This is a genomic window from Nocardioides conyzicola (assembly GCF_039543825.1).
GTDB lineage: Bacteria > Actinomycetota > Actinomycetes > Propionibacteriales > Nocardioidaceae > Nocardioides > Nocardioides conyzicola.
The window spans coordinates 1,479,848-1,495,314 of record NZ_BAABKM010000002.1; the positions used below are offsets into that span (position 1 = coordinate 1,479,848).

At 72.2% G+C, this 15,467-nt stretch carries 18 protein-coding genes; 8 read left to right on the forward strand and 10 right to left on the reverse strand.

Features of this window, described 5'->3' with window-relative positions:
* Window positions 1-22 precede the first annotated feature (22 nt).
* On the reverse strand, window positions 23-439 hold the full coding sequence (locus ABEA34_RS10260; protein ID WP_345521155.1) for a BLUF domain-containing protein: 417 nt from the start codon (window positions 437-439) through the stop codon (window positions 23-25).
* Between the two features lie 146 nt (window positions 440-585).
* On the opposite strand from ABEA34_RS10260, the gene ABEA34_RS10265 reads away from it, so the two are divergent.
* Complete coding sequence (locus tag ABEA34_RS10265) at window positions 586-942, forward strand: YciI family protein (protein WP_345521156.1); 357 nt, start codon at window positions 586-588, stop codon at window positions 940-942.
* Window positions 943-949: 7 nt separating this feature from the next.
* On the opposite strand, the gene ABEA34_RS10270 is transcribed toward ABEA34_RS10265, so the two are convergent.
* Entirely contained in the window at window positions 950-2,182 is a 1,233-nt protein-coding gene (locus tag ABEA34_RS10270) for an MFS transporter (protein WP_345521157.1), read from the reverse strand.
* 83 nt (window positions 2,183-2,265) lie between these two features.
* Here ABEA34_RS10270 and ABEA34_RS10275 point away from each other — a divergent pair, with 83 nt between their 5' ends.
* Window positions 2,266-3,153 carry a LysR family transcriptional regulator gene (locus tag ABEA34_RS10275; RefSeq protein ID WP_345521158.1) on the forward strand — a complete coding sequence of 296 codons (888 nt, stop codon included), beginning with the start codon at window positions 2,266-2,268 and terminating at the stop codon, window positions 3,151-3,153.
* Here the strand turns inward: ABEA34_RS10275 and ABEA34_RS10280 are convergent.
* Window positions 3,150-3,758, reverse strand: a complete 609-nt coding sequence (locus tag ABEA34_RS10280) for a phage tail protein (protein ID WP_345521159.1) — start codon at window positions 3,756-3,758, stop codon at window positions 3,150-3,152. The two genes, ABEA34_RS10275 and ABEA34_RS10280, sit on opposite strands and share 4 nt — an antisense overlap.
* 34 nt (window positions 3,759-3,792) lie before the next feature.
* Between ABEA34_RS10280 and ABEA34_RS10285 the strand changes: the two genes are divergently transcribed.
* On the forward strand, window positions 3,793-4,725 hold the full coding sequence (locus tag ABEA34_RS10285) for an NAD-dependent epimerase/dehydratase family protein (protein ID WP_345521160.1): 933 nt from the start codon (window positions 3,793-3,795) through the stop codon (window positions 4,723-4,725).
* Between the two features lie 34 nt (window positions 4,726-4,759).
* Here the strand turns inward: ABEA34_RS10285 and ABEA34_RS10290 are convergent, their stop codons facing one another.
* The gene (locus ABEA34_RS10290; RefSeq protein ID WP_345521161.1) at window positions 4,760-5,584 is read right to left on the reverse strand and encodes an alpha/beta fold hydrolase; all 825 of its coding nucleotides are present in this window, start codon (window positions 5,582-5,584) and stop codon (window positions 4,760-4,762) included.
* 106 nt (window positions 5,585-5,690) lie between these two features.
* Between ABEA34_RS10290 and ABEA34_RS10295 the strand changes: the two genes are divergently transcribed.
* Window positions 5,691-5,990, forward strand: a complete 300-nt coding sequence (locus ABEA34_RS10295) for a hypothetical protein (RefSeq protein WP_345521162.1) — start codon at window positions 5,691-5,693, stop codon at window positions 5,988-5,990.
* Window positions 5,991-5,995: 5 nt separating this feature from the next.
* Here ABEA34_RS10295 and ABEA34_RS10300 read toward each other — a convergent pair whose 3' ends face one another.
* Entirely contained in the window at window positions 5,996-6,556 is a 561-nt protein-coding gene (locus ABEA34_RS10300) for a TetR/AcrR family transcriptional regulator (RefSeq protein ID WP_345521163.1), read from the reverse strand.
* A gap of 123 nt (window positions 6,557-6,679) precedes the next feature.
* Between ABEA34_RS10300 and ABEA34_RS10305 the strand changes: the two genes are divergently transcribed.
* Window positions 6,680-7,204 (forward strand): hypothetical protein, encoded by a 525-nt coding sequence (locus tag ABEA34_RS10305; RefSeq protein ID WP_345521164.1) that lies wholly within the window; start codon window positions 6,680-6,682, stop codon window positions 7,202-7,204.
* Here ABEA34_RS10305 and ABEA34_RS10310 read toward each other — a convergent pair.
* On the reverse strand, window positions 7,180-8,103 hold the full coding sequence (locus ABEA34_RS10310) for a LysR family transcriptional regulator (protein WP_345521165.1): 924 nt from the start codon (window positions 8,101-8,103) through the stop codon (window positions 7,180-7,182). The two genes, ABEA34_RS10305 and ABEA34_RS10310, sit on opposite strands and share 25 nt — an antisense overlap.
* Window positions 8,104-8,204: 101 nt before the next feature.
* Between ABEA34_RS10310 and ABEA34_RS10315 the strand changes: the two genes are divergently transcribed.
* Complete coding sequence (locus ABEA34_RS10315) at window positions 8,205-9,107, forward strand: LysR family transcriptional regulator (RefSeq protein ID WP_345521166.1); 903 nt, start codon at window positions 8,205-8,207, stop codon at window positions 9,105-9,107.
* Here the strand turns inward: ABEA34_RS10315 and ABEA34_RS10320 are convergent.
* A complete protein-coding gene (locus ABEA34_RS10320) occupies window positions 8,998-10,281 on the reverse strand; it encodes a multidrug effflux MFS transporter (protein WP_345521167.1) in 1,284 nt (427 codons plus the stop codon). The two genes, ABEA34_RS10315 and ABEA34_RS10320, sit on opposite strands and share 110 nt — an antisense overlap.
* A 120-nt stretch (window positions 10,282-10,401) precedes the next feature.
* On the opposite strand from ABEA34_RS10320, the gene ABEA34_RS10325 reads away from it, so the two are divergent.
* Both ABEA34_RS10325 and ABEA34_RS10330 read left to right on the forward strand, forming a co-directional pair.
* A complete protein-coding gene (locus ABEA34_RS10325; RefSeq protein ID WP_345521168.1) occupies window positions 10,402-11,331 on the forward strand; it encodes an MBL fold metallo-hydrolase in 930 nt (309 codons plus the stop codon).
* Window positions 11,328-11,861 (forward strand): cupin domain-containing protein, encoded by a 534-nt coding sequence (locus ABEA34_RS10330; RefSeq protein WP_345521169.1) that lies wholly within the window; start codon window positions 11,328-11,330, stop codon window positions 11,859-11,861. The genes ABEA34_RS10325 and ABEA34_RS10330 overlap by 4 nt, the downstream gene beginning before the upstream one ends.
* On the opposite strand, the gene ABEA34_RS10335 is transcribed toward ABEA34_RS10330, so the two are convergent.
* Genes ABEA34_RS10335 through ABEA34_RS10345 form a run of 3 tightly spaced genes read right to left on the reverse strand, consistent with a single transcriptional unit; the run spans window position 11,858 to window position 15,430 of the window.
* Complete coding sequence (locus ABEA34_RS10335; protein ID WP_345521170.1) at window positions 11,858-14,431, reverse strand: family 78 glycoside hydrolase catalytic domain; 2,574 nt, start codon at window positions 14,429-14,431, stop codon at window positions 11,858-11,860. The genes ABEA34_RS10330 and ABEA34_RS10335 overlap by 4 nt on opposite strands.
* Before the next feature lie 58 nt (window positions 14,432-14,489).
* Window positions 14,490-14,921 (reverse strand): nucleoside deaminase, encoded by a 432-nt coding sequence (locus ABEA34_RS10340; protein WP_345522776.1) that lies wholly within the window; start codon window positions 14,919-14,921, stop codon window positions 14,490-14,492.
* Between the two features lie 23 nt (window positions 14,922-14,944).
* Entirely contained in the window at window positions 14,945-15,430 is a 486-nt protein-coding gene (locus ABEA34_RS10345; RefSeq protein WP_345521171.1) for a tRNA adenosine deaminase-associated protein, read from the reverse strand.
* Window positions 15,431-15,467: the final 37 nt, after the last annotated feature.

The window sequence follows — 15,467 nt, forward strand, 5'->3', positions numbered from 1 at the left end:
CGGCACCGTCCTGTCCAGGGACCTAGCGCATGTTGGCGCGGAACAGCTCCAGGAGCCGGTACGCCGGGCTGGTCTGGGCGCCGAGCCCCTGGGCGAAGCTGCGCCGGGTGAAGTCCTCGTAGCCCTCGATGTCGTGCACCTCGCGGTCGCCGAGGTTGCGGAAGCCCATCGACCACTGCGGGAACGCGCGCTCCTCGATCTGCTCGCGCAACAGCACCAGGACCCCGGTGTGGCGCGGGTCCACCTCGATCGACGCGAAGATCTGCTCCACGGTCTCGTCCGGTCCCTCGAGGGTCTGGATGACGTTGCCGCCGCTGTAGAGCAGCATGCCGGTCAGCTCGAGCTCGTCGTTCTTCGGACGGATCGCCTCCAGCAGCTCGACGAGCTCCTGCACGGAGAGGAGCTCCTTCGTGGAGCTGACGTACGTGAGGGACAGCAACAGGGCCAGCCTCCGGAGGTGACGACGCGACGGACACCCTGGGGTACCCAGATCGGCGGTGGATCATCTCCGTTGTCGAATACAGGACACGCCGCGCGTCATCGGGGTGTCAGAGAGACTGACCGGACGACACCGAGAGGACCGCCATGACCGACTACGTCGTCATGTTCCCCGCCGACGACGAGGCGACCTGGGACACGCGCACCGACGCGGAGCGCCAGGCCACCTTCGACACCGACTACGAGTTCGGCCAGCTGCTCGCAGCACGCGGGGGCGCCGTGACCGGCGGCGCCGGGCTGACCCACAGCCGGGAGGGCCGAACGATCACCAGCGGGCCGCACGGCACGGCCGTCGTCACCGAGGGGCCGTACGCCGAGACCGTGGAGCAGCTGTCGGGCTTCTTCCTCGTCACCTGCGACGACTACGACGCGCTGGTCGAGGCCGCGCAGGTCCTCGTCCGCGCGCACCCGGTCGTCGAGATCCGGCCGGTCCAGGAGTTCTGACGCGGCCTCAGGCCTGGGTGTGCCGGAGCCGGGCGGTCGTGACCAGCACGGCGCCGGCCACCAGGACGGCGAACACCACCAGCACCGGCTCCGCCGGCACCGCGAGCAGGGCGACCCCGACCGCGAGCACGGGCAGGGTGATGCCGGCGTACGCGACCAGGAACACCGCGGCCAGCACCTCCCCGCGGCTCTCGGCGGGGGCGAGGCTCCCGGCCAGGGCCACGGAGGCCTTGAAGACCAGGCCGACGCCCGATCCTGCGATGACGCCGCCCACGACGAAGACGGGTGCCGACGGCGTCAGCGCGCCGACGACGACGGCGGCCAGACCGATCGCGGTCGCCGCGCCGCCCACGGCGAGCTGGCGCGCGAGCGGCCACCGGGCGGCCACGACCTGCGACAGCGTGGCGGCGCCGAACACCCCGAAGACCACGGCTCCGGCGACCAGGTGGTCGCGCTGGTGGAAGACCGTCACCAGGAACGTGGGCGCGAGCGACGTGAACAGCCCGAAGACCGAGAACGCGGCGAACGCCGCCGCACCCGCCGCGGCGAAGGTCGAGCGCGAGGCCGCCGGGACCGCCACGCGCTGGGGGCGGTAGGCCGGGCGCTCCTCGGCCCGCACGACGGTCTCCGGGGTCAGTGCCACGGCCAGGGCCGCGGCGACGAGCAGCACCAGGAAGACGAGGTACGGCGTGTGCAGCGGGCGCGCGGTGGTCTCGGCGAGCAGCCCGCCCACGAGCGCGCCGGTGGCCAGACCGCCGATGTTGACAACGCCCGCGACCGTGGCCGCGCTGCCGGGGCCTTCCTCCGGACGGGCGGCCAGCCGGAGCTCGCTGAGGTGGGCGGTCGCGGTCGCGGTGAGCGTGCCGACCCCCAGACCGCAGAGGAGCCGCGCGAGCAGCAGCACGACGAGCGACGTCGACTGGAGGAAGACGATCGCCGACACGACCTCGACCAGCACCGAGAACAGGATCATGGGACGCCGGCCGAGGGTGTCGCTGAGGTGGCCGGCGAGGTAGAGGCTGGTCATCACCCCGACGGCGAACGCGGCGAACACCGCGGTGATCGCTGCGGGTGAGAAGCCGTCGACCTGCTGGTAGATCGCGTACAGCGGGGTCGGCACCGTCGCGAAGGCCATCACCGTCGCGAAGGCGGCCGCCACCACCCGGAAGCCCGCGCCGTGGCGCAGCCGCCAGGCGGGCCGAGCGGTGGTCGCCGAGGTCGGGGGGTCGAGGATCGTCATGTCTCCATGGTCCGTCGACCGACTCTGCGAGTCCAACGAAGTATTCGGGTCTCACTCATCGCTCATAGCGATAGATTGACCTCATGGACGTCCGGGCCCTGGAGTACTTCGTGGCCGTGGCCGAGGAGCTGAACGTGACCCGGGCGGCGGCCCGGGTGCACGCCGCGCAGTCCACGGTCTCCGCGTCGTTGCGCAGCCTGGAGCGCGAGCTGGGCGCGACGCTCTTCGAGCGGACCACCCGCAGCATGCGGCTCACCGCGTCCGGGGAGCGGGTGCTCCCCGCGGCCCGGGAGGCCGTCGCCGCCGTCGACCGGGCGCGCGACCTGGCGCGCGAGCGGTCGGCCGGGCTGCGTGGCCGGGTCCGGCTCGGCACGTTCAGCTCGCTGGACCTGATCGACCTGCCGACGGCCCTGGCCGCGTTCCGGGCGCGACACCCGGCCGTCGAGCTGAACCTCTCCGTGGCGGCCAGCGGATCCAGCGGGCTCCAGGACGACCTGCTGCGCGGTCGGCTCGACCTCGCGCTCTTCAGCCCGCCGTCCGACCCGGGCCTGCGGACGCACCGGCTCCTCGGCCTGCCCTTCCGCGCGTTCCTGCCCACCGGTCATCGGCTGGCGGGCCGGCGCCGGCTGCGCCTCGCCGACCTCACCGACGAGGACTGGGTCGACACCCCGCTCGGGTTCGGCAACCGCACGATGCTGGACGAGCAGCTGCGCCGGGCGGGCATCAGCCGCCGGATCGTGGTCGAGTCGGGAGACCTGCCGTCGGCGATCGCGTTCGTCCGGGCCGGGCTCGGCGTCGGCGTGCTGCCGGCCACCGGGGCCGTCGACGGCTGCGTCCAGCTGCCGGTCGTCGACGGCCCGCCCGACTGGGAACTCCACCTCGCCGTACGACGGACCCCAGCGCCGGGGGCCGCGGCACGTGCCCTCCTCGCGGCCCTCCGAGAGCACGCGACCGCCCGCACCGTGGGCTAGTCGCGCGAGGGGAAGATGCCCGAGGTGCAGATGCCGTAGATGAGCCCCTTCGGCGCGGCGTTGCGGAGGTCGGGGAGCGCGAACGTGGTCATGCCGTTGCCGCCATAGCTGGTGCCGATCAGGCTGAAGAGCGCCGTGTTGGTGGCGATCGGGAGGATCTGACCTCGCGCCGGGGTGCCGTAGGCGAAGCTCGCGGCGGTCAGCCTGATCTCGCCGAGCATGCAGCTGGACACCGTGCCGCCCGAGGTGCCGCCCGGGTCGGTGTCGTACGGCGTGATGTCGGCCGGCCCGAAGACGCCGGTCGTGCCGGGGATCCCCTGCGGCCCCGCCGGACCGGTGGCGCCCGTGGCGCCGGCGGGTCCGGTGGCACCCGTGGCACCGGTGGCGCCGCGCGGCCCCTTCACGCCGACCGAGACCTTGTGGCTGCCCGCGGGGCACGCGGACTTGCTGGAGGCGCTGACGACGACGTTCTTCTTCGTCACGCACACGCTGACGGCGGAGGCCTCGCGGGCACCGGTGGCCACGGCGGCGCCGTACCCGAGGCCGACGAGGACGAGGGAGCCGGCGACGACGGCGGCGACGCGACTGTGCAGGATGCTGGTCATGGAACGATTGAAAGCGACGTCGGAGGAACGACCCATGGCCCGATCGGGTGGTTCGGCCGCCAACGGGTACGGCACCGGAATGCGCATCTTCTTCACGGGCGGCAGCGGCAAGGCGGGCAAGCACGTCGCGCCCTACCTCGCCGCCCAGGGCCACCACGTCACCAACGCCGACCTCGTCCCCCTGAAGCACCCGGACATCGCCGACCTGCGGGTCGACCTCACCGATGCCGGCCAGGTCTACTCGGCGCTCGCCGGACTGGCGCGGGGGGAGGAGCTCGACCTGCCCGAGAAGCCGTCGTACGACGCGGTCGTGCACTTCGCCGCCGTCCCGGCGATCCTGCTGCGGCCGGACGCCACGACGTACGCCGCCAACGTGCTCAGCACCTACAACGTGCTCGAGGCCGCGACCCGCCTCGGCGTGCGCAAGGTCGTCTTCGCCTCCTCGGAGACGACGTACGGGGTCTGCTTCGCGCAGGGCGAGCGACGCCCGCTCTACGTGCCCGTCGACGAGGAGCACCCGACGATCCCCGAGGACTCCTACGCGATGTCCAAGGTCGCCAACGAGGTGACGGCGCGGTCCTTCCACGCCCGCACCGGCGCGGACATCTACGGCCTGCGGATCAACAACGTCATCGAGCCGCACGAGTACGCCGAGATGTTCCCGCCGTTCCTCGAGGACCCGTCCCTGCGGCGGCGCAACGTCTTCGCCTACATCGACACCCGCGACCTCGGCCAGATGGTGCAGCGCTGCCTGGAGACCGACGGCCTGGGCTTCGAGGTCTTCAACGTCGCCAACGCCGACATGTCCGTCTCCGCGACCACTCAGGAGATCCGCGACCGCTTCTACGACGGGGTGGAGGTGCGCAAGGAGATGGGCCGCGACGAGACCTTCTACTCGATCGACAAGGCCAGGAACCTCCTCGGGTTCGACCCCGAGCACTCCTGGCGCGACGTGCTGTCGGAGTAGCCGAGCCCTGGGTACGCCGCGGCCCGGTCGCCCGTCAGGAGCGGATGAACTCCAGGAGGTCGGCGTTGATGGTGTCGGCCTCGGTCGTCGGCATGCCGTGCGGGAACCCGGGATAGATCTTCAACGTGCCGTTCTGCACGAGCTTGACCGACAGCACGCCGGCGTCCTCGTACGGCACGATCTGGTCGTCGTCGCCGTGCATGACCAGGACGGGGACGGAGATCTTCTTGAGGTCCTCGGTGAAGTCCGTCTGGGAGAAGGCGACGATGCCGTCGTAGTGGGCCTTGGCGCCACCCATCATCCCCTGGCGCCACCAGTTCTCGATGATGGCTTCCGACGGTGTGGCCCCGTCCCGGTTGAACCCGTAGAAGGGGCCCGAAGGAAGCGCCCGGTAGAACTCCGAGCGGTTGGCGGCGAGCTGGGCCTGCAGGTCGTCGAAGACGCTCTTGGGCAGACCACCGGGGTTGGCCTCGGTCTGCACCATCAACGGCGGCACGGCCGAGATGAGCACGGCCTTGGCGACGCGGCTCTCACCGTGGCGCGCGATGTAGTGCGCGACCTCGCCGCCGCCCGTGGAGTGGCCGACGTGGACCGCGTCCGTCAGGTCCAGGTGCTCGACCACGGCCGCCAGGTCGTCCGCATAGTGGTCCATGTCGTGGCCGTCGCTGGTCTGGGACGAGCGGCCGTGCCCGCGCCGGTCGGCGGCGACGACCCGGTAGCCCTGGCCCAGGAAGAACAGCATCTGGGTGTCCCAGTCGTCCGACGACAGGGGCCAGCCGTGGCTGAAGACGATCGGTTGCCCGGATCCCCAGTCCTTGTAGAAGATCTCGGTGCCGTCGTTGGTGGTGATCGTGGGCATGCTCGCCTCCGAGTGGGTCGCGGGAATGAAACGTCTCAACATCCCGAGCGTAGCCACGCCTGCGAACGCGGAGGTGACAACGAGATGACGGTCCTACGCTCGTGGGATGAGCGAGACGCCCGAGATCACGCCGGACGGCCGCTACCTCGTGGTCGACGGCCGGAGGTGGCGGGCCACGGACCCGGCCATCCCCGAGGAGCGTCGGGCAGAGCTCACCAGGATCCTGATGGCCTGGCGCCGCGACGTACGCCGTACGCGCGGGACCGACGAGGAGCCGACCACCCGCGCGGGCGTCCAGGCCGCCAAGGTCGCGCTCGGCGAGCGCGGCACCCCGTGGTGGGAGCAGACCGACGACGAGCGTCGAGCCCGGTGGAGCGCCGACGTACCGGTGCCGCCGGACCGGTAGGGCCGCTAGGCGCGGCTGCGGTAGGTGAGGAGGCCCTCGATCCCCCGCAGGAAGGTCTCGGAGATGGGGGCGGGGTCGGTCAGGCAGCCGGCCGCCATGGCGCCGTCCCGCAGCATGACGAAGTGCCTGCCAGCAGGCTCGGGGTCGGGCTTGCCGGTCTGGGAGAACAGCTCGGTGACGGTGTCCAGGAGCCATTGCCGGTGCTCGAGGACGGCCCGGTGGACCGGATGGGTCGCGTCCGGATACTCGGCGGCGGCGTTGAGGAAGGCGCAGCCGCGGAAGCCGGGGCGATGGAGGTCGTCGGCGATGGCCTGCGCGACCGCGCGGATGACGTCGTCGGCGGACGCCCCGGCGGCGATCGCGGCTCCGGTCCGCTCGCGGATGGCCTCGTCGGCCTGGGTCAGGTAGGCGACGACGAGGTCGTCCTTGCCCGGGAAGTGGCGGTAGAGGGTCGCCCGGGTCACCCCGGCGGTGGCGATGATGCGGTCGATGCCGACGGCATGGATGCCCTCGGCGTAGAACAGCCGGCTCGCCGTGGCGAGCAGTCGTGCCCTGGCCTCCGACATGTCCCCGACGCTAGCAGATAGAACGATCGGTCTTGACAGACCGTCGCTCGCGCAGCATCCTCCTAGTAGACCGATCGGTCTATCTACCAGCTGCCGCTCACCGAGCCGAGACGAGGAACCACGATGTCCCACGACCTGCGCACGCTCTACTACGCGCGCTTCGCCTTCGCCGTCGTCTGGGCGGGCCTCTTCGCCGTCATGGCGTCGGACCTCAACCCGGTCAGCGTCGTGCTCCTGGTGCTCTACCCGCTGGTCGACCTCGCCGCGGCGGCGTACGACGTCCGCTCGACGGAGGCCGACCGCCCGCGCGGTCCGCTCCGCCTGAACATCGCGCTGAGCCTGGTCACGGCGATCGCGCTGGGCGTCGCCGTCAGCTCGGGGATCCCGAGCGTGCTGCGGGTGTGGGGTGCCTGGGCGATCGCCGCGGGCGCCGTCCAGGTCGTCGTGGCGGTACGCCGCAGGCGTCTCGGAGGTCAGTGGGCCATGATCGTCAGCGGCTCGATCTCCGTCCTCGCCGGAGCCGGCTTCGTCCTGATGGCCGCCGGCACGGACGCCTCGCTCACCAACCTCGCCGGCTACGCGACCTTGGGAGGCATCTTCTTCCTGGTCTCGGCGATCCGCCTTCAGCGGGCCTCGACGGCCAGCTGATCGCGCACCGCGTCGAGCCGCGAGAAGAGCCACCGGTGCGCCGGGTCGGAGAGCCGGTCCTGGGCGAACCAGTAGCCCTCGGGGAGGAGCACCTCGCCGAACGGCGGGTCGACCTGCACGACGGCGCCACCCTCGCGCAGGTGGATGCGGGCCAGCATCTCGGGGACGACCGCGACCATGTCGGTCCCCTCGATGACGAAGGGCAGCGGCAGGAAGCCGAAGACCTGGAGGGCGACGTGGCGCTCGATGTCGTGCTCGCCGAAGACCCGGTCGACCGGCGTGAGGACGCCCGGGCCGAAGGAGCCGACGGCGTGCGGCAGCTCCGCGAGGTCGGCCATCGTCAGGCGCCCGTCGACCAGGCGCGGGTTGGTGCGGTCGGCGATCACGACCATCCGGTCGCGCCACAACGGGCGCGACATGCCGGGGAAGCCGAAGCCGAGCGGCGCGATCAGCGCGTCGTTGTCGACGAGCACCCGGTCGGAGGAGCGGGACTCGGGACCCAGGTGGCCGATGCGGAGGCTGACGCCGGGAGCCTCCGCCTCGACGAGGCGGACCAGGGGCTCGTGGACCACGGCGATCGCGTAGTCGCTCATCGTCAGCCGGAAGGTACGCCGGGACGTGGACGGGTCGAACTCGTCCTCGAGCTGGAGCGCTGCTCCCATCAGGCGTACGGCGTGCTGCACCTCGGGCAGCAGGTCGCGCGCGAAGGGCGTGAGCTCGTAGTCGCGGCCCGCGCGGACCAGCAGCTCGTCGTCGAAGCGTCGGCGCAGGCGGGCCAGGGCCGCGCTCATGGCCGGCTGGCTGAGCTCGAGGCGCTGGCCCGCGCGGGTCACGTTGCCCTCCTCGAGGAGGACCTTCAGCGGGAGAAGGAGGTTGAGATCGGTGCCGCCGAGTGCCATGGCGCTGCTCCTCTCCGGGGTGACATCCCACCTGTGTCGGCCGTCACTCTGCCACTACTGTCTGTGACGTGCGGGAACAGCTGCGGGGCGTTGATGCCAACTTGTTGCTCGCGCTGCACGCTCTGATCGAGGAGCGGAACCTGACGCACGCCGGCGAGCGGATGACGATGAGCCAGCCGGCCATGAGCGGCGCACTGACGCGGCTGCGCAAGCAGTTCGACGACGAGCTGCTGGTGCGCGCGGGGCGCGGGTTCGAGCTGACACCGCTGGCCGAGGACCTGCGACCGGTCGTGGCCGAGGCGGTCGAGGCGGCGGAGGCGCTGCTCGGCAACCAGCGGGACTTCGACGCGGCGACCAGCACGAAGAAGTTCTCGGTGAGCATGTCGGAGTACGCGATGACGGTGCTCTCGGAGCCGCTCACCCGGGTCTTCGCCGAGCAGGCGCCGGGGTGCACGCTGGCGCTGGACCCCCTCGACGTACGCCGCGACCAGGTCGAGACCCAGCTGATGCGGCGGGACCTGCTGGTCGCACCGCTGGGCTTCGAGTTCCCCGGCCGCACCCAGCCGATCTTCACCGACGAGCTGGTCTGCCTGGTCGCCCGCGACCACCCGCGGCTGAGGGACGGGGCGCTGACCCTCGACGACCTGATGGAGATGCCGCACGCGGTCGCGGAGTTCGCCGCCGCCGGCGACAAGCGGCGCCCGCTGGAGGTCGAGGTCGAGGACAAGGGGCTCGGCGGCCGCAACGTGCTGGTGCAGGTGACCAGCCTGCTGACGCTGCCGTTCGCGGTCGCGGGCACCGACATGTGCGCGTTCGTGCCGTCGCGGCTCGCCCGCCGCTGCGTCGAGATCCTGGACCTGGTCGTCGCCGAGACGCCGATGGACCCGGTGCGGATCACCGAGGCGGCCCACTGGCACCCTCGGCGGGAGAAGGATCCGGCCGGGGTGTGGCTGCGCGGTCTGCTGTACGACGTGGCGATCCACCTCGAGGACCAGCTCGACTGACTCCTCTGCTGGCGACGAACGCCAGAGCAGACGCCGACGCCATCACGACCGCCGGTACGACGGCGGAGTCCTCGCCACCGAGGCCGACCAGCGGCGAGACCAGTGCGCCGAGGGCGAACTGGCTGAAGCCCAGCACCGCGCTCCCCGACCCGGCGACCGCGCGGACCTGCGACATCGCGGCCGCGGCCGAGTTGCCCATCACGCCGCCGTTGGTGGTGACTGCGACGAAGATCGGCACCGGCAGCAGCCAGGTGGGCGCGTCGACAGCGGCGAGCACGACGAAGGTCAGCGTTGCTGTCACCTGGACGCTGACGCAGAACCGCACGATCCGGCGCGGCTCGAGGCGCTCGACCGACCGGGCCGAGATCCAGCCCGCGGAGATCAGGCCGACGGCGTTGACGCCGAAGGCGACGCCGTACGCGACGGCGGAGAGGCCGACGACGTTCTGGTAGACGAACGGCGAGGCCGAGATGTAGGCCATCATCATCGCGAACGACAGCGCCATCGTCGCGACCGGCGGCCAGTAGCCGCGGGTTCGCGCGACGGTCCGGATCCCGTCGGCGTACGACGTGGCGCTGGTCGCCCGGGCGGACGGCGGGTGCGTCTCGCGCAGCACCACGACGACGCCGACGAGCATCGCTGCACACAGGCCCGCGACCGTCCAGAGCATCCCGCGCCAGCCGACCGCGTCGGCGAGCAGGCCGCCCACCAGCGGCGCCAGGACCGGCGCGACGCCGCCGACGGTGAGCATCAGGGTGAACGCCCTCGCGGCCGCCTTGCCGGTCACCAGGTCGGCGATCACGGCCCGGCCGATCACCATCCCACCGGCACCGGAGAGGCCCTGGACGAAGCGGGCCACGGCCAGCACGGTCAGCGTCGGGGCCAGCGCGCAGACGATCCCGGCGAGGACACAGACGGTGGCGCTGGCGACCAGAGGTGCACGCCGGCCGTAGCGGTCGGACAGCGGCCCCATCACCAGCTGCCCGAGAGCGAGCCCGACGAGGAACGCGGTCAGCGTCAGCTGGACCGCGCTCGCCGACGCACCGAGGTCGTCGCCGAGCTCGGGGAAGCCCGGCAGGTAGAGGTCCGTCGACACCGGCGCGACCGCCGCCAGCGACGCGAGCACGAGGAGCGTCGGCCAGCGCACGGTCTGCTCCAGCGCGGTCGTCGACACCGCTGGAGCCTCGCAGCGGCGTACGGCGTCCGGAACCGGCCGATCGCGGATGCCAGTGATCGGTGGACGTGATGCCCGCCACTCTTGTCCACGTGCAGGGCGTCGGGCTGACTGGGTGCCATGACCTGGGATGACGGGAACTCGTACCTCGAAGAGATGGCGCCGGGGGTGTACGCCTTCGTGCAACCCGACGGCGGGTGGATGGTCAACAACTGCGGGGTCATCACGGACGCGTCGGGCGACGCCGTCATCGTCGACACCACCTCGACCGAGAAGCGCAACCGGGCGTTCCTCACCGAGGTCGCGGGCGTCTCCGAGCGCGACCCGAAGATCGCGGTCAACACGCACAGCCACCCCGACCACACGTACGGCAACGGCTTCCTGCCGCCGACGACCACGATCATCGGCCACCACCTCTGCCGCGCCGGCGTGCTGCGCGCCGGCCTCGCCGCGACCAAGGAGCTGCCCGCCGACTACGGCGACCTGGTCGTGCGCCCGCCGGACGTGACGATCGACAGCGACATCGCGATCCACCTCGACGAGTTCGCGGTCGAGCTGAAGATCATGGGTCCGGCGCACTCGACCAACGACGTCGGCGTCTGGCTGCCGGAGCAGAAGGTGATGTTCGCGGGCGACCTGGCGTTCTCGGGTGGCCACCCGATCTTCATGGAGGGCTCGATGCTGGGCTTCCGGAAGGCCACCCAGCGGATGCGCGCGCTCGAGCCCGAGGTGCTGCTGCCCGGCCACGGGCCGGTCTGCCGCGGCGAGGACGTCGGCCGCGTGCTCGACGAGCTCGAGGCGTACGTCGAGTGGATCTCCGGCATCGCGACGACGTCGTACGCCGCCGGCCTGACGCCGCTCGAGGCGGCGCAGAAGGCGCTCCAGGACAGCCCGTACGCCGCGCTCCCCGAGAGCGAGCGGGTCGTCTGCAACCTGCACCGGGCCTACGTCGAGCTCACCGACTACGAGCCGATCGTCACCCTCAACATCCCCAGCCTCTGGCCCGAGATGGTCGCCCTCCACGGCGGCCCGATCGTCAGCCACGCATGACGGTCCCGCGCCGCGTGGTCACCGGCCACACCCCCTCCGGCGTCTCGGTCGTGCTCTCGGACGGTCCTGTGCCGGTGAGCAAGTCGCTGCCGGACGACGGCGTGGAGTTCCACGAGATCTGGAACACCGCCGGGGCACCGGCCCTGGTCACGGCCGTCGAGCCGGACGAGCCGACGGCGCGCACGCTCGCCGTACCTCCTCCGCCGCTGGGCACGAAGATCCGGATCAACGAGTTCGCGCCGGGCCACCTCGACGAGCGCGGCCTGCAGTCGCCGGTGCACCGGACGGCGTCGATCGACTACGGCATCGTGCTGTCCGGCGAGATCACGCTCGTCCTCGACGACTCCGAGGTCACGCTGCGCGCGGGCGACATCGTCGTGCAGCGCGGCACCGACCACGCCTGGGCCAACCGCGGCACCGAGGTGGCGCGGGTGGTGTTCGTGCTGGTCGACGGTGAGCTCGACCCGGACCTGGTGTCGACGCTGCCGGGAGGTCTCGACGGGCTGATGCACGGGGGCCCGCGGGACTAGAACGAGTGGTCGCCCGGCCCGGCCTCGGAGGTCGCACCGGACGGAAGCACGACGGTCGCCACGCAGCCCGGGGGGACGGTGACGTCGAGGGCGAACGCCCCGTCGGACAGCGACCACGCGACCGAGATCCGGCCGTGGGGCGAGTCGTGGTGGGTCCGGGCCCAGGTCAGGCCGGCGCCGGGGCGGGGGGCGACCTCGAAGGTCCGCCACGTCGGCGACGTACGGCGCAGCCCCGCGGTGTAGCGGTGCAGGAACGAGATGACGGCGCCCTTGGAGTAGTGGCTCAGGGACTCGTGGGGTACGCCGTCGGCGTCGATGCCGTCCCACAGCTCCCACACGGTGGTGGCGCCGCGGTCGATCATCGCGAGCCACGACGGCGCCGTGTCCTGCATGAGCAGCTCGTAGGCGAGGTCCTCGTGGCCGTGGTCGGCGAGCACCGGCAGCAGGTCGGGGGTGGCGAGGAAGCCGGTGCCGACGTGGACGCCGAAGTCGCGCACCAGCGCGGCCAGGTCGTCGGCCGCGCGCTGCCGGAGCGAGTCGGGCAGCAGGTCGAAGGCCAGCGCCCGCACCAGGTTGGCCTGGGTGTGCGGGACGACGCGGCCGTCCTCGACGAACTCCTCGACCCACGCCGCCGTCACCAGCCGCGACAGCTCGTCGTACCGGTCCGCGGTCACCTTGTCGTCCAGCACCCGCGCGATCTCGGCGGCGTTGCGGGTCGACCAGGCGTAGAAGGCCGTGGCGACGACCGCCTTGTCGGCCTTGATGAAGCCCTCGAAGTCGTCGCCCGGGTGGCCATCAGGCTCGAGCCACTCGCCCCAGTGGAAGCCGGTGTCCCACAGGTAGCGGTCGTGCGGCCGCGGCTCGGGGTGGCGGGCGACCCGGTCGGGGTGGCGGTCGTGGGTCGCCATCCGCTCCATCCGGTCGAGCCACGCCACCATCGCCGGCCACAGCTCGGCGAGCACCTCGGCGTCGCCGTACTCGCGGTGGAGCTCGAGCGGCACCAGCACGACGGCGTCGCCCCAGCCGGCGGAGCCGTTGACCTGCTCGAGGAAGCCGGTGCGCTCGGCCACCGGGATCGGCGCCATGTTGTTGAGGGTGCCGTCCGCCCACTGCATGGCGGCGAGGTCGCGCAGCCACTTGAGGGAGAAGCCGGCGACGTCGTAGAGGTACGACGCGGTCGGGACGTAGAGCTGCCAGTCGCCGGTCCAGCCGGCGCGCTCGCGCGTCGGGCAGTCGGTCGGTACGTCGCAGGCGTTGCCGCGGAAGCTCCACACCGCGGCGTCGTGCAGGCGGTTGAGCCGGTCGTCCGAGCAGGTGAACCCACCACGCTCGGGCAGGTCGGTGTGCACGACGACGCCGGTGACGTCGCCCGCCGAGATCGCGGGCAGGTCTCCCTCGATGCGCACGTAGCGGAAGCCATGGGTGGTGAACCGCGGCTCGAAGACGTCGCCCACCACCCCGGCCGAGACCACGTGGTCGACCTGGCCGGCGGTGAGGTCGGGCAGGAACGGCAGGTTGGGCACCAGGTGGTCCATCGTGACGTCGCCGTCGGGGCCGAGCGCCTCGCCATGCGTCAGCGTCAGCGCGGTGCCCTCCGGCCCGAGCCTGGTCAGGCGGACGTGCCCGTTGATGTTCTGGCCGAGGTCGACGACCTGGACCCCGGGGCGCAGCGTGGTGACCGAAACCGGGCGGAGCTCCTCGACCGGACGGACCGGCGGGGCGGGCGAGCACGTCAGCGCGTCGTACCCGATCTCCGCGACGACGACCGGCCGCCAGTCGACGGCGCCGACCAGGCGGCGGTCCTCGGACTGGCCGTCGATGAGGTCGGCGGCCACGATGTGCGAGGTCGTCCACTGCCAGTCGGGACCGGTGCCGTGCACCGTGGTCGTGCCGTCCTCGTGCTCGACGACGAGCTGGGCGAGGTAGGCCGTCCGATCGCCCCACTGGTCGCTGGCTCGTGGGGCTCCGACCTGGCCGCGGAACCAGCCGTCCGCGAGCAGCGCCTCGACCACGTGCCGGCCGGGCGAGAGCAGCGCGGTGACGTCGTGCGTCCGGACGTGGGTGTGCACGGCGTACTCCGTGTACCCCGGCGCGAGCTCGTCGTCGCCGACCCGGGCACCGTCGATCGAGGTCTCGTGCAGCCCGTGCGCGGTGACGTGCAGCCGGGCGCCGCGCACCGGTGCGTTGACGAAGACCTCGCCGCGGACCCGGTACGCAGGGCGAGAGCCGGCCTTCGGCACCTCACCCTCGTCGGGGCGGATCCACGCGGCGGTCCAGTCTGCGGCGTCGAGCAGCCCGGTCTCGAGGACGGTCGGCTCGGACCAGCCGAGGTCCCGCCCGTCGGCCCACACGCGCACGCGGACGCTGCGGCGCGCCCCCGAGCCGAGGTCGTCGGCCGGCCAGGGCACGAGCACGGTCTCGGCCGAGTCGGTCCGCCCGTACGCCGTACCGTCCACCTCCAGCTCGTAGCCGTCCTGGGCGACGGTGCCGGGCGGCAGCTGCCACGACAGGCGCGGGCGGCGCTCGGCGATGCCGACGGGGTGGTCCAGGTGCTCGACGCGAACTCGCATGTGACCACCCTCACGGCGTGGTCGGCGACGCACCAATCACCAGGACGGACGTCAGGTATCAGCGGTGCCGGGCGAAGAACCCGTCGAGCAGCGCGGCCGACTCGCCCGCCATCACCCCGGCCACGACCTCGGGGCGGTGGTTGAGTCGTCGGTCGCGGACGACGTCCCAGAGGCTGCCGACCGCGCCGGCCTTGGGGTCCCAGGCACCGAAGACGACCCGCTCGACCCGGCTGAGCACGGCGGCGCCGGCGCACATGGTGCACGGCTCGAGCGTGACCACGAGGGTGTGCCCGTCGAGGCGCCACTCGCCGTGGGCGCGGGCGGCCTCGCGCAGGGCGACGACCTCGGCGTGCCCGGTCGGGTCGTGGTCGGCCTCGCGGACGTTGCGGCCGCGGCCGACCGTCGTACCGTCCGGCGCGAGGACGACGGCGCCGATCGGCACGTCGTCGGTCGCCAGGGCGGCGCGCGCCTCGTCGAGGGCGGCGGTCATCGCGCCCACCCACCGCTGGGTGCTCACGCCGAGGTGAGGCCGATCGCGTCGTCGAAGAGCTCGCCGAACCCGAGCTTGCGAGCCACGTCGGAGAGCATCTCGTCGGGGTAGAGGTCAACGTCGTCGAGCAGCACCCCCATGTCCATGGCGTGCATGCCGAGGTCGCCGAGCAGGTCGAGGTCGCCGGCGGGGACCTGGTCGTCCTCGTCCTCCGGCGGCGGCAGGCCGAGGAAGGTGACGGCGGAGCTGGCCAGCTCCCACTCGTCGGCCGCGGTGATGTCGGAGAGCAGGACCCGGGTGCTCTGGCCCGCCACGCGCACGATGACGAAGAAGTCCTCGTCCATCGCCACCAGGCCGACGGCACCGCCGTCACCCGGGAAGCGGCGCAGCGCGTGGGAGAGCCGGTCGACGTCCTCGATCACGTCGTGCGCGAGCTCCTTCACGGTCCAGACACCCTCGTCGCGATAGGCAGCGAGGGCGAAGTCGACGCCGTCGATCTCTTCGGTCATCGCACTCCTCCGATCCCTCTGCAACTGCGGCTGCCCG